At 70.5% G+C, this 12,548-nt stretch carries 11 protein-coding genes and 1 riboswitch; all 11 genes read right to left on the reverse strand.

Annotation, left to right across the window (positions count from 1 at the left end):
- Window positions 1–68: 68 nt before the first annotated feature.
- The 11 genes from ABT078_RS15730 to ABT078_RS15780 all read right to left on the reverse strand — a co-directional run bounded on the left by ABT078_RS15730 (window position 69) and on the right by ABT078_RS15780 (window position 12,478).
- Window positions 69–1,394 carry a class I SAM-dependent methyltransferase gene (locus tag ABT078_RS15730; protein ID WP_351227881.1) on the reverse strand — a complete coding sequence of 442 codons (1,326 nt, stop codon included), beginning with the start codon at window positions 1,392–1,394 and terminating at the stop codon, window positions 69–71.
- Window positions 1,395–1,619: 225 nt separating this feature from the next.
- Window positions 1,620–2,999: an NAD(P)/FAD-dependent oxidoreductase gene (locus tag ABT078_RS15735; RefSeq protein WP_351227883.1), complete on the reverse strand. Its 1,380-nt coding sequence runs from the start codon at window positions 2,997–2,999 to the stop codon at window positions 1,620–1,622.
- Between the two features lie 369 nt (window positions 3,000–3,368).
- On the reverse strand, window positions 3,369–4,283 hold the full coding sequence (locus ABT078_RS15740; RefSeq protein WP_351227885.1) for a Ppx/GppA phosphatase family protein: 915 nt from the start codon (window positions 4,281–4,283) through the stop codon (window positions 3,369–3,371).
- Window positions 4,284–4,395: 112 nt separating this feature from the next.
- The gene (locus ABT078_RS15745; RefSeq protein ID WP_351227887.1) at window positions 4,396–4,923 is read right to left on the reverse strand and encodes a DUF501 domain-containing protein; all 528 of its coding nucleotides are present in this window, start codon (window positions 4,921–4,923) and stop codon (window positions 4,396–4,398) included.
- A gap of 43 nt (window positions 4,924–4,966) precedes the next feature.
- Window positions 4,967–5,431, reverse strand: a complete 465-nt coding sequence (locus ABT078_RS15750; RefSeq protein WP_351227889.1) for an FtsB family cell division protein — start codon at window positions 5,429–5,431, stop codon at window positions 4,967–4,969.
- Between the two features lie 79 nt (window positions 5,432–5,510).
- Window positions 5,511–6,797, reverse strand: coding sequence for a phosphopyruvate hydratase (gene eno / locus ABT078_RS15755; RefSeq protein WP_351227891.1), 1,287 nt, complete (start codon window positions 6,795–6,797; stop codon window positions 5,511–5,513).
- A 348-nt stretch (window positions 6,798–7,145) separates the two neighbouring features.
- Complete coding sequence (locus ABT078_RS15760) at window positions 7,146–7,808, reverse strand: transglycosylase family protein (protein WP_351227893.1); 663 nt, start codon at window positions 7,806–7,808, stop codon at window positions 7,146–7,148.
- Window positions 7,809–7,811: 3 nt separating this feature from the next.
- Window positions 7,812–7,982: riboswitch (cyclic di-AMP (ydaO/yuaA leader) on the reverse strand.
- 259 nt (window positions 7,983–8,241) lie between these two features.
- A complete protein-coding gene (locus ABT078_RS15765; protein ID WP_351227895.1) occupies window positions 8,242–9,186 on the reverse strand; it encodes a transglycosylase family protein in 945 nt (314 codons plus the stop codon).
- A gap of 149 nt (window positions 9,187–9,335) precedes the next feature.
- A complete protein-coding gene (locus ABT078_RS15770; RefSeq protein ID WP_351227897.1) occupies window positions 9,336–10,601 on the reverse strand; it encodes a cytochrome P450 family protein in 1,266 nt (421 codons plus the stop codon).
- Entirely contained in the window at window positions 10,598–11,599 is a 1,002-nt protein-coding gene (locus tag ABT078_RS15775; RefSeq protein WP_351227899.1) for a nucleoside triphosphate pyrophosphohydrolase, read from the reverse strand. The genes ABT078_RS15770 and ABT078_RS15775 overlap by 4 nt, the downstream gene beginning before the upstream one ends.
- A gap of 9 nt (window positions 11,600–11,608) precedes the next feature.
- Entirely contained in the window at window positions 11,609–12,478 is an 870-nt protein-coding gene (locus ABT078_RS15780; RefSeq protein WP_351227901.1) for a DUF427 domain-containing protein, read from the reverse strand.
- Between the last annotated feature and the right edge of the window lie 70 nt (window positions 12,479–12,548).

Genomic DNA, 12,548 nt, shown 5'->3' on the forward strand with positions numbered 1-12,548 from the left:
CGGTCCGACGTGGAAGGGCCGGGCTCCCCCGTGACGGGAAAGCCCGGCCCTTCCGCCTCGCTTCCGGATCAGCGGCGCTCGGGCTCACTCCAGCTGCGCGCCCGCAGAGGCATCCCTGATACGCCTCCCTCGGGTGTCTTCACCGCCAGGATCTGGTTGACCCCGATCCTGTTCCGCTCGAAGGACACGGCGGACGCGGCCATGTACAGCCGCCAGACCCGCGCCCGCCCCGGCGAGACCTGGCGCAGCGCCCGCTGCCAGCCGGACTCCAGATTGGTCACCCACGCCCGCAGCGTGCGGGCGTAGTGCTCGCGGATCGACTCGACGTCCCGGGCCTCGAAACCGGCCTCCTCCAGGATCGACAGGGTCCTGCCGAGCGGCGCCAGCTCCCCGTCCGGGAAGACGTATGCGTCGATGAAGTCGTCCACGCGGTAGGCCTCTTCGTCCGGCGCGGGGCGGCGGGCGATCTGATGGTTCAGCAGCCGGCCGCCGGGCCTCAGGAGCCCGTACAGGACGTCGGCGTACTCCCGGTAGCGCTCGGAGCCGACGTGCTCGGCCATACCGATGGACGAGATCGCGTCGTACGGCCCGTCCTTGACGTCCCGGTAGTCCTGGACGCGGAGCTCGACACAGTCGGTCAGGCCCTCCTCGGCGACGCGCTTACGGGCGTACGCGGCCTGCTCGCGCGACAGCGTGATGCCGGTGACCTGGGCGCCGTACTCCTTGGCCGCGTGGATCGCCATCGAGCCCCAGCCGCAGCCCACGTCCAGCAGCCGGTCGCCCTCCTTCAGCGCGAGCTTGCGGCAGATGAGGTCGAGCTTGTCGCGCTGGGCGTCCTCCAGTGTCCCGCCGTCCTGGTCGTCCCCGTCGCCCCAGTAGGCGCACGAGTAGACCATGGACGGGCCGAGCACCAGCTCGTAGAAGTCGTTGCCCACGTCGTAGTGGTGACTGATCGCCTGCCGGTCGCGGCCCCTGGTGTGCAGGGGGCCCTGACGCCTGCGGACCTCCTCGGCAGGCGGAGGCAGCGGCAGCCAGACCCGGGGCCCGGCCAGCTCGAGCAGCTCCTTCGCCGCGGCACGCAGCCGTGGATCGCGTACCGGATGGAAGCCGGGGCCCTCGTCGGGGCCACGGTCCCAGAGCAGCCCGGCGATCCGGTCGAGGACCTCGTACAGATCCCCGTCGACATCGATCTCCCCGGCCACCCAGCTGCGGGCGAGACCGAGTTCACCGGGCTTCCAGATCATCCGGCGCAGGGCGCGCCGGTGGCGGACGACGAGGACGGGAGCGTCGGCAGGTCCTGCTTCGCTCCCGTCCCAGGCGCGGATACGGACCGGGGGCGGCGCCCCCAGCAGGGTCTCGGCGAGAGTGGTGAGCCGCGATGCGGCATCGGCCATGGCGCACACCTCCGTGATGACGGTTTCCGGAAATGCCCAACACCACGTAAACACCGTCGGCGTTTCGATGCAGTCCCCTGAGCACGCAAATGGACGGCAAAATAGATGTCTTAACCATGTTTCTCGGCGAACGGGAACGCCGAAGGGGCCGCCCGCACCACGGATGGCGGACGGCCCCTTCGGGGACTTCGAGTACTGCGGAGTGCTACGGCCGTGCCGGCCGGGTCAGGAGGCCTTGGCCTTCTCCGGCGCGGACGTGGCCACCGCCGGGGCCGGCTTGGCGGCCTCGTAGAACTCCTCGCGCGGCGACTCCATCGCGCCGAGCGAGACGACCTCGCGCTTGAGGAACATCGCGAGCGTCCAGTCGGCGAAGACGCGGATCTTGCGGTTCCAGGTCGGCATGGCCATGCCGTGGTAGCCACGGTGCATGTACCAGGCGAGCCGGCCCTTGACCTTGATCTTGACCTTGCCCATGACGATCATCGCGACGCCCTTGTGCAGGCCGAGACCGGCGACCGCACCCTTGTTCGCGTGCTCGTAGTTCTTCTGCGGGAAGCCGCGCATCCCGGAGATGACGTTGTCGCCGAGGAGCTTGGCCTGGCGCAGCGCGTGCTGGGCGTTCGGCGGGCACCAGGCGTTCTCGACGCCGGCCTTGCGCGCCGCGAGGTCCGGCACCTGGGCGTTGTCGCCGGCGGCCCAGATGTAGTCGGTGCCCTGGACCTGGAGGGTCGCCTGGGTGTCCACGTGGCCGCGCGGGCCGAGCGGCAGGCCGTAACGGGCCAGCGCCGGGTTCGGCTTCACGCCGGCGGTCCACACGATGGTGTTGGAGTCGACCTCCAGGCCGTTCTTGAGCACCACGTGGCCGTCGACGCAGGAGTCCATGGAGGTGTTGAGGTAGATCTCGACACCCCGGCCCTCGAGGTGCGCCTTGCCGTACTTGCCGAGCTTCGGGCCGACCTCGGGAAGGATCTTGTCCGCGGCGTCGACGAGTACGAAGCGCATGTCCTCGCGCTTGATGCTCTTGTAGTACTTGACCGCATCGCGGGCCAGGTCCTCGACCTCACCGATGGTCTCCGCGCCGGCGAAGCCGCCGCCCACGAAGACGAAGGTCAGCGCCTTCCGGCGGACCTCCTCGTCGGTCGTCGAGTCGGCCTTGTCGAGCTGCTCGAGGACGTGGTTGCGCAGGCCGATGGCCTCCTCGATGCCCTTCATACCGATGCCCTGCTCGGCGAGGCCGGGGATCGGGAAGGTGCGGGAGACCGCGCCGAGCGCGATCACCAGGTGGTCGAAGGGCAGCTCGTAGGCCTCGCCGACGAGCGGCGCGACCGTGGCGACCTTGCGGTCCTGGTCGATGGTGGTGACCCGGCCGGTGAGTACCTCTGCCTTGGGCAGCACGCGTCGCAGCGGGACGACGACGTGCCGCGGCGAGATGCTGCCGGCGGCGGCTTCGGGGAGGAAGGGCTGGTACGTCATGTACGACCGCGGGTCGACGACCGTGACGGTCGCCTCCCCGTACCGCATCTTCTTCAGAATGCGACGAGCTGCGTACAGGCCTACGTACCCACCGCCTACTACGAGGATCCTGGGACGCTCCGTGGTGCTCATGCCATCGAGTATCCACCCCACCAGAGGGGGTCGCTCGTGAGCCCCTTCACAAGCACTCTCGGGCTCTCTGCTACACTCCGCCGCCCACGTGACCGAGGTCATGGCAGGGCAGGGGAACCACGCTGTGGCGGAGACCGTTGTCCAGGCCGCCTGAGCTGGCCCCATCCCATGCGCGGAAGGTGAACCACCACCCCGCTTCATGTGTACGTAACACGTCCGGCACATGCCGGACCGTGGGCCCACAGGCGGAGTTGGGCACAAAAAGAGGCCCGGAGGGCCGCCGAGGGACACTTTCGACGGCCGACCGGGCCCTTTTCCTTGTGAAGAACTTCACGAAGTTTTTCGCGGCGGGCTGCCGAGGCGGCGGTGCTAGGCGATCGACCAGGCGATTCCGTCCAGAATGTCGTGTTCGCTCACCACGACCTCGGCGATGCCGATGCGCTCCATGATCTCCAGCAGGACCAGCGCCCCGGCGCCGATCACGTCCACCCGGCCGGGGTGGATCACGGGGATCGCGGCACGCTCGTCGTGCGTGGAGGAGAGGAGTCGGCGGGTCACCTCGGCCACCTGCTCGCGGGAGATCCGGGAGTGGTGGATGGCAGTGGAGTCGTACTGCTCCAGGCCCAGCGCGATCGCGGCGACGGTCGTCACCGAGCCGGCCAGGCCGACGAGCGTCTGCGCCTCGCGGATCGGCACGGTCTCTCCCGCGAGGTCGAGCGCGGCGGCGATGTCGGCGCGCACGGCGGCGACCTCGGCGGCGGTCGGCGGATCGCTGCGGAAGTGCCGCTCGGTCAGCCGTACGCAGCCGATGTCCACGGAGCGGGCGGCCTCCACGTGGTCGTGGCCGACGACGAACTCCGTCGAGCCGCCGCCGATGTCCACGACCAGTCGCTCCTCGTGGCCGGGCAGCTCCTGGGTGGCGCCGGTGAAGGAGAACTCGGCCTCCTGGTCGCCGCTGATCACCTCGGGCTCGACGCCCAGGATGTCGAGGACGCCCCGGACGAATTCGTCCCTGTTCTCGGCGTCGCGCGAGGCGGAGGTGGCGACGAAGCGGACCCTCTCGGCGCCGTACCCCTTGATCGCCTCGGCGTACTCGCGACAGGCGGCGAAGGTGCGCTCCAGCGCCTCGGGCGCGAGGCGGCCGGTGCGGTCGACGCCCTGGCCGAGACGGACGATGGTCATCCGGCGGTCGAGCTCGGCCAGTTCGCCGGTGGCAGGGTCGGCGTCGGCGACGAGCAGGCGGATGGAGTTGGTGCCGCAGTCGACGGCGGCGACGCGGGTCATGGGGGCTCCTTGGGATTCCGAGCCCGTCCGGCGATTGAGGACAGGCACACGGGCCCACCGGACGGTACCGGGGGTCTGGGGCAGCGCCACGGGAAAGGGCGAGGGGGACTTCTCAGGCTTCGTCCGCGTCCGGCGCGACACAAGGGCCCTTCGCCCACCACTCCGGGAGCATCGCGATCGCCTCGTCGCCGAGGGGGTTCACGCCCGGTCCCGCCGCCAGCGAGTGGCCGACCAGGACGTGGAGGCACTTCACGCGGTCCGGCATGCCGCCCGCGCTCGGGAAGCCCTTCAGCTCCTCGATCGCGTCGCGCCGCGCGATGTAGTCCTCGTGCGCCGCCCGGTACGCCGCCGCCAGCTCGGGGTCGGTCCGAAGGCGCTCGGTCATCTCCTTCATGACCCCGTTCGCCTCCAGGGTGCCGATCGCGGACGCCGCCCGCGGGCAGGTCAGGTAGTACAGCGTCGGGAACGGCGTGCCGTCCTCCAGCCGCGGGGCCGTCTCGACCACGTCGGGGTTGCCGCAGGGGCAGCGGTGGGCGATCGCCCGCAGACCGCGCGGCGGCCGGCCCAGCTGGGCCTCGAACGCGGTGATGTCCGCCTCGGTGGGCGGGGTGTGCTCCGTCGTGGGAGGGGGCGTGTCCATATATATGTGTCCGTACGTCTCTTCGTTCGTTTTCGTGACTTCGCTAGCGGCCCGCGTCCGCGTGGTCGACGCCGTCCCACACGTTCGAGTACCAGGGACGGGCGGCGCCGCCCTCCTCGGCTCGGGGCTGCCGGCCGGCCCGCGGGTCGATCATGGTGTAGCCCGTCTCGCCCGGCAGGACCATGTGCAGATGCTCGCGCGCCAGACGCATGATGTACGCGTCGTCCTGCAGCCGCGCCTTCTCGTCGCGCAGCTGCTCCACGCGTGCGCGGGCGGCGGCGGCGAGCCGCTCCTGCTCGGCGATGTCGTTCCGCTGCGACACGTACTGCCGTATCGGGTACGCGAGCGCGACGATCAGCGAGCAGACCACCAGGGCGAGGAAGGCCGCCCGGCCGGTGAGCCGGGAGCGGCGGGCCTGGCGGCGGTTCTGCGAGCGGTAGACGCGGGCGGCGGTCTGCTCGCCGAGCAGCCTCAGTCGGGTCGCGGTGGAGAACCGGTCCCGGGCCATGTGCGCGCCTCCCCTTTACGTACGTACGTCCCCGCACACGGTACGGGACCGGGTGCGGGGACGTACGGAAGCAGGGGTGTCAGCCCTTGAAGCGCGGGAAGGCGCTGCGGCCCGCGTACACCGCCGCGTCGTCGAGGATCTCCTCGATGCGCAGCAGCTGGTTGTACTTGGCGACGCGCTCGGAACGGGCCGGGGCGCCGGTCTTGATCTGGCCGCAGTTGGTGGCGACGGCCAGGTCGGCGATGGTGACGTCCTCGGTCTCGCCGGAGCGGTGGGACATCATGCACTTGAAGCCGTTGCGCTGGGCCAGCTCGACGGCGTCCAGGGTCTCGGTCAGCGAACCGATCTGGTTGACCTTGACCAGCAGCGCGTTCGCGGCGCCGTCCTCGATGCCGCGGGCGAGGCGCTCCGGGTTGGTGACGAACAGGTCGTCGCCGACCAGCTGCACCTTGGCGCCGAGCTTGTCGGTGATGACCTTCCAGCCGGCCCAGTCGTCCTCGAACAGCGGGTCCTCGATCGACACGAGCGGGTACGCGGAGACGAGCTCCTCGTAGTACTCGGTCATCTCGGCGGCGGAGCGCTCCTTGCCCTCGAAGAGGTACTTGCCGTCCTTGTAGAACTCGGAGGCGGCGACGTCGAGCGCGAGGGCGATGTCCTTGCCGGGCGCGTAACCGGCCTGCTTGACGGCCTCGAGGATGAGGTCGAGGGCCTCACGGTTCGATTTCAGGTTCGGGGCGAAGCCGCCCTCGTCACCGAGACCGGTGGAGAGACCGCGCTCCTTCAGGACCTTCTTGAGGGTGTGGTAGACCTCGGTGCCCCAGCGCAGCGCCTCGGAGAAGGACTCCGCGCCGATCGGGGCGATCATGAACTCCTGGATGTCCACGTTGGAGTCGGCGTGCGAGCCGCCGTTCAGGATGTTCATCATCGGCACCGGCAGGAGGTGCGCGTTCGGCCCGCCCAGGTAGCGGAAGAGGGGGAGGTCCGCGGCCTCGGAGGCGGCGTGGGCGACGGCCAGCGAGACGCCGAGGATGGCGTTGGCACCGAGGGACGCCTTGTTGTCGGTGGCGTCCAGGTCGAACATCGCCTGGTCGATCAGGCGCTGCTCGGTGGCGTCGTACCCGACGAGCTCGGGGCCGATCTGCTCGATGACGGCGAGGACGGCCTTCTCCACGCCCTTGCCCTGGTAGCGGTTCTGGTCTCCGTCACGGAGCTCAATGGCCTCGAACGCACCGGTGGAGGCGCCGGAGGGCACGGCAGCACGACCGGTGCTGCCGTCGTCGAGGCCGACCTCGACCTCGACCGTGGGGTTGCCTCGGGAGTCCAGGATTTCCCGGGCTACGACGACGTCGATGGACGGCACGAGCATCTCCTTCTGGGATGTGACGCTAAATGTGACGCATGTGGTGCAGGGTCGCTTCGGCCTTGCGACATGAGCCTATCCGGCCCCGGGGCAGCGGCCGGCCGCTGCCCGCCCCGTGGGACGAAAAAGGGAATGAAACAGACAGAAACCCCGGCCTGGCGGCACCTCCCTTGCCCACAGGGCTACGGGGAACCTACGGGGGAAGGTGCGCCGGGCCGGGGTGGCTGGGGGCGGGGGTGCGTGCGTCCGGTGGTCCACCGGGTCCACCGGGGTACGGGAGCGTGGGGACTACGGGCGTCCCGGGAGTCCGGGTCGGGGAGCCCCGGAGCCGGGATCGGTCCCGGAGCCGGGTCGTCAGCTCAGGTGGAGCTTCTGGCCGGGGTGAATGACGTCCGCGTCGTCGATGACGTCCTTGTTCAGGTCGAACAGCTTCTTCCAGCCGCCCTTGACGTTCTCGGCCCCGGCGATCCCGCTGAGTGTGTCGCCGGCCTTGACCGTGTACTCGCCGTCGCCCTTCTTGACCGGGGCGGCCGCGCGAGCGGAGCGCGTGGTCGGGGCCTCGGAGCGCTTCGGCGCCGGGGCGGGGGTCTCGGACTTGGGCGCGGCGGGCTTCGGGGCGGCCTCGGCGGCGCCACCGGTGTACGCGGCGTTGGACAGGCCCACGCCGCAGTGCGGCCACGCGCCCTTGCCCTGGCCGGCGAGGACCTTCTCGGCGACCGCGATCTGCTGGGACTTCGAGGCCTGGTCGGCGGAGGCGGCATACGCCGTGCCGCCGTACGCGGCCCAGGTGGAGGCCGAGAACTGCAGACCGCCGTAGTAGCCGTTGCCCGTGTTGATGGACCAGTTGCCGCCGGACTCGCACTGGGCGACCGCGTCCCACTCGGAGGCGGTGGCGGCGGACGCCGTACCGGTCACGACGAGCGGCGCGGCTATCGCGGCACCCGTGACACCGGCGAGCGTTACGAGGCGGATCGCCTTGGACGGGCGGCGGTGCGTGCCCTTGCCGGAAAGCAGCATGGAGTTTCCCCTCACCGACGCCTACGAGGTGAGCTGTCGGGTTCGGGCCAAGTGAGTTGCCCGGCCACGCGCGACCATTGCGCGCGGCTTCACCCCGAGCCGTGACCGTCCCTCATGGGGCGGACGCGGCACCTACCTTGGGTCCCCCGCTCCTGCCTACGGCGCTTGACGCGACGACTGTTCCCTTCGACCGACGGCAGGATTCGGCGTGACGGTCGACGGGGCCCGCGGTGGCGAGCGGTTCAGACCGTAAACGCACTTCTCCCCGATGTTCAAAGTCGAACATCGGGGAGAAATCGCCCTTACCCACCCTGGACAGATGTCCGTTTTCGCAGGTGAGAAGCGGGATGACCGGACTTGGCAGCCACAGCACGCCAGTTGACCGGAAGAGACTCATGTCTCACTTGCACAGAAGTGGACATAAGCACCCTAACTACTTCTTCAACTGCTTCTCCTTCAGGCCCAGATCGAGACTCTGGCCAGGGAGGATGAGGTCCGGGTCGGAGCCGACGGTCTCCTGGTTCGCCTCGTACAGAGCGGGCCAGCCGCCGGGCACCTCGTTCGCGTCCGCGATCGCCCACAGGTTGTCGCCGGGGCGGACGGTGTACCCATCTGCCGCAGCAGCGCCGTCTCGTGCCGATGCGTCATCCCGTGAGGCATGTCGACCGGATTCCCGGTCATTGCCCGAATTGCCCGCCTCGCGCTCCTCGGCGGCGGAACCGCGGTGCTTGCCGGAGCCGCTCTCGGCGCCCTCGGTCACGTCCTGGGTGGACGCCGTCGACTCGGGGGTGGCGGACGTCTCGGTGGACGCCCCGCCCGAGGGCTTCCCGGAGGACTGCCCGGACCGGCTGGGCGCAGACGAGGCCGGGGCGGAGGGCGGGGTCGAGGCGTCGGCCCCGTCGCCGAACGACGGAGGGTCCACCTCCTCGTCCGCCGAGCCCGTCGAGTCGCCCTTGGTGTTCACGCCGGGCGTCAGCCCGGGGTCGACCTTTGCCTTGCCGCCGTCGATCGCGAGGCCGGTGATCACGGCGCAGCTCGCCCATGCCGACGGGCCCTGGGCGGCGAGCACCTTCTCGGCGACCGCGATCTGCTGCGAACGGCTGGCGAGGTCGGCGCGCGGCGCGTACGCCGTGCCACCGAACTCCTCCCACGTGTCCTGGGAGAGCTGCAGTCCGCCGTAGTAGCCGTTGCCGAGATCGGCGCTCCACATGCCACCGCTCTCGCAGTCCGCGACGCGGTCCCAGGTGGTGGCGTCGGCGGCGGTGGCGGAGCCCGCGCCCAGCAGCGGGATGGCGATGGCCGAGCCGGTCACTCCTGCGGCGACGACGAGGGCGGGAGCCTGGCGGGGGCGGCGGTGTCGACCGTTCCCGGAGAGCATGCGCGTGACCTTCCGTGTGACTGCAGGGGACCCGTGAGCCCCCAGGGGACCGAGGAGTCCCGCGTTGACGGTGAACGTAGCCGCATTCGAACGTCAGTCACAAGTCGATGCAGCGGAGATCACGTGAAAGTCACAGAGTTGATGATCTGTCAGCTCGTTTGAGAAGTGAACCGAACGGGCAGAGTGCGCAATCCACGCATGATGAGCCCCCCACGCCACCGCAATTCGGACGGATCGACCGCAAGTTGCAAGTCGGGCAGACGGGTCAGCAGCGTCGCCAGCGCGGTCTGCCCCTCCAGGCGGGCGAGCGGCGCACCGAGGCAGTAGTGGATGCCGTGCCCGTACCCGAGGTGCTGGTTGTCCCGGCGCGCAAGGTCGAGGACGTCAGGGCCCGGGAACCGGTCCGGGTCGCGGTCCGCCGCCGCGAGGACGACGAGGACCGGGTCGCCGACGCCGATGTCCTGCCCGCCCAGGGTCAGCGGCTCGGTGGCGAACCGCCATGTGGCCAGCTCCACGGGACCGTCGAAGCGCAGGAGCTCCTCGACGCCGGTCTCGAGGAGCGTGGAGTCGCCGGCGGCGAGGGACGCCTGGAGCCGCGCCCGCTGCTCCGGGTGCCGCAGCAGCGCGTACACACCGTTCCCGATGAGATTGACCGTGGTCTCGAAGCCGGCGAAGAGCAGGATGAAGGCCATGGCGGCGGCCTCGTTCTCGGTGAGGTGCTCGCCGTGGTCGGAGGCCTTGATGAGCCCGGAGATCAGGTCGTCGCCCGGCGCTTCCCGCTTCCGGTGGATCAGCTCGGCCAGATAGCCGCGCATCTTCTTCACCGACCGTGCGACCCCGCCGCGCGGCCCGCCGCCGTGCCGGATCATCATCCCCGCCCAGTCCCGGAAGTCGTCCTGGTCCTCCGGCGGGACGCCGAGCATGTCGCAGATCGCGTAGATGGGCAGCGGGAACGCGAACTCGTGGATGAGGTCGGCCTCTCCCTGGGCCGCGCCGTCCTGTTTCGCGACGATCGTGTCGATCAGCCGGCCCGTCAGCTCCTGTACGCGCGGCGCGAATTCGGCGACCCGGCGCGGCGTGAAGGCCTTCGACACCAGCCGGCGGAGCCGGGTGTGGTCGGGCGGGTCGATGTTCAGCAGATGCGTCATCAGCTCCGCCTTGCGCTCGCCCGGGATGCCCGTCTTGCCCTTCGCGTGCGCCGGCTCGTCGTGATGCGCGGGATTCTTGCTGAGCCGCTGGTCCGCGAGCGCCTGCCGGGCATCGCCGTACCGGGTCACCAGCCAGGCCTCGACCCCGCTGGGCAGCCGGGTCCTGTGCACGGGCGCGTGCTCGCGCAGCCAGGCGTAGGCGGGGTAGGGATCGGTGGCGAACTCCCAGGTGAAGAGTTCGGGAGGTTCGGGTGCGGCGTCGTTCACCCCTCGACGTTAGCCCGGTCCTCGGCGGCCCGGATCGCGTCGCGGTACGCACGTGCCGCAGCCCGCAGCGCGGCCTCCGGGTCGTGCCCGTCGGCCTCGGCCCGAACGGCCATGGCGAGCAGCTCGTACCCGATGCCGCGGTCGCCGCGGTCGCCGTCGCCGGTCGGCAGCTCCACATCGAGCCCGGCCGTCCGGACGCGGCTCGCCAGCTTCGCGGACAGGGCGAGGCCGGGCTGGCCGAGCGGGACGCCGTCGGTCACCGACTCGCGCTGCTTCTCGACAGCCTTCGTGCGCAGCCAGTGGGCCTTGACGTCCTCGGGGCTCTCGGCGTCCGCGTCGCCGAATACGTGCGGGTGGCGGTGGATGAGCTTGTCGACGATCGTCCCGGCCACGTCGTCGATCGAGAACGGCTCGTCCGCATCCTCCTGCGCGATGCGCGCGTGGAAGACGACCTGCAGCAGCACGTCGCCGAGCTCCTCCCGCAGCTCGTCGCGGTCGCCGTCCTCGATGGCCTCGACGAGTTCGTACGCCTCCTCGATGCCGTACTTCGCCAGGCCCTTGTGGGTCTGCTGCGAGGACCATGGGCACTCACGGCGGATCCGGTCCATGACCTGGACGAGATCGAGCAGACGAGCGCCGGGCAGGTCGTACGAGCCGGGCAGCAGCTCCAGGTCGGGCATCTGGACCCGGCCGGAGCCCGCCATGCGGGAGAGGCCGTCGGTGAGGGCCTGATCGCCCTCACCGGCCGCGACAACCACGACGGTCCGGCCTCCCGCGCACGCGTCGACGAGCTCCTGGGCGGAGGGCGCGGCGATCTCCACGCCGACCCCCGCCTCCCTCAGATACGGCAGCTGCGGATGGCCGCCGTCCGCACACAGCACCCGGTCGGCTGCGTGCAGCGTCTGCCACGCGGGCCAGGACAGCAGTCCGGGCGCGACGCGGTGGCTGGCGGTGATCAGGACGATACGGCCGGGCTCGACGGGGGCTTCAGCGTTCACGTCTCGACCTTACGTCGCTCCGCTCCCAGGCCGGTCCGGGCCCCTCTTCGAGGAGAGGGCGGCCGGCTTCGAGAAGAGGGTGACCGGCCGTTCCTGGCGTTCTCCGTCGACGATGACGTCGACGAACTCGTTGTAGAAGGCGACCAGGCCCTTGACGGCATGGACGGCCGGCAGCGGATCGGGATAACTCCAGGCGATGTCGGGCCGTACATCACCGCCGCCCGCCCACGACCAGTACTCGGTCGCCACGCCCTTGTAGGGGCAGCGGGTGTGCGTGCCGGTCGCGGTGAACAGATCGAGACGGACGTCCTCGCGCGCGAAGTAGTAGCGGACCGGCAGCCCCGTCTCGAAGAGCAGTACCGGTCGTCGGGTGTCCGCGACGACCGTGCCCTCGATCTCGACCTGAACATGGCGCGTGCTGGGCAGGGCGTCCACCCGCTTGTGCGGGTCACGGGGGTGTACGAAGATCTCCTCCTCCTCTTCGTACCAGTGGTCCAGCACCTCGCGCCCGAACCACTCGAAGCCGATGTGACCGGCCAGCTCCTCGCCGGGGTACGTCCAGGCCGCGGCCCGGACGACCTGGTCGCCGACGACGAGGTCGTAGAAGACGGTCGCTCCCGCGTGCCGCCTGGCCGAGGCGGGCCGTTCGGTCCTGCGCAGCAGGTCGGTCCGCACGTCCTCGGCCGGGAAGGCGTACAGCGGCACGGGGCGGCCCGGCTCCCAGACCAGAAGCGGCCGGCGGCTGTCGACGACGGTGACGCCGTCCCTGGTCCCGCGGACCCAGCGTTCGCAGGGCTCCCAGACCACGTGATCGGCCGGATCGGGCCGGCGGCGGACGACGACGGGTACGGCTTCCGGCTTCCCTCGTGGTGCGGTCATGAGCGTCTCCTCCTGCCGGCACCGTGGCCGCGGGGCGCGGCCGGAGCGGGACGGGGATCAGGAGCCGCCC

The sequence above is a fragment of the Streptomyces sp. NPDC002133 genome, from assembly GCF_040296405.1.
Taxonomy (GTDB): Bacteria; Actinomycetota; Actinomycetes; order Streptomycetales; family Streptomycetaceae; genus Streptomyces.

Coding starts and splice junctions, on each gene's coding strand:
- eno (WP_351227891.1), bottom strand. CDS start 6,797: ATGCTCGTGCCGTCCATCGACGTCGTCGTAGCCCGGGAAATCCTGGAC.
- ABT078_RS15760 (WP_351227893.1), bottom strand. CDS start 7,808: ATGCTGCTTTCCGGCAAGGGCACGCACCGCCGCCCGTCCAAGGCGATC.
- ABT078_RS15735 (WP_351227883.1), bottom strand. CDS start 2,999: ATGAGCACCACGGAGCGTCCCAGGATCCTCGTAGTAGGCGGTGGGTAC.
- ABT078_RS15745 (WP_351227887.1), bottom strand. CDS start 4,923: ATGGACACGCCCCCTCCCACGACGGAGCACACCCCGCCCACCGAGGCG.
- ABT078_RS15765 (WP_351227895.1), bottom strand. CDS start 9,186: ATGCTCTCCGGGAACGGTCGACACCGCCGCCCCCGCCAGGCTCCCGCC.
- ABT078_RS15750 (WP_351227889.1), bottom strand. CDS start 5,431: ATGGCCCGGGACCGGTTCTCCACCGCGACCCGACTGAGGCTGCTCGGC.
- ABT078_RS15730 (WP_351227881.1), bottom strand. CDS start 1,394: ATGGCCGATGCCGCATCGCGGCTCACCACTCTCGCCGAGACCCTGCTG.
- ABT078_RS15780 (WP_351227901.1), bottom strand. CDS start 12,478: ATGACCGCACCACGAGGGAAGCCGGAAGCCGTACCCGTCGTCGTCCGC.
- ABT078_RS15740 (WP_351227885.1), bottom strand. CDS start 4,283: ATGACCCGCGTCGCCGCCGTCGACTGCGGCACCAACTCCATCCGCCTG.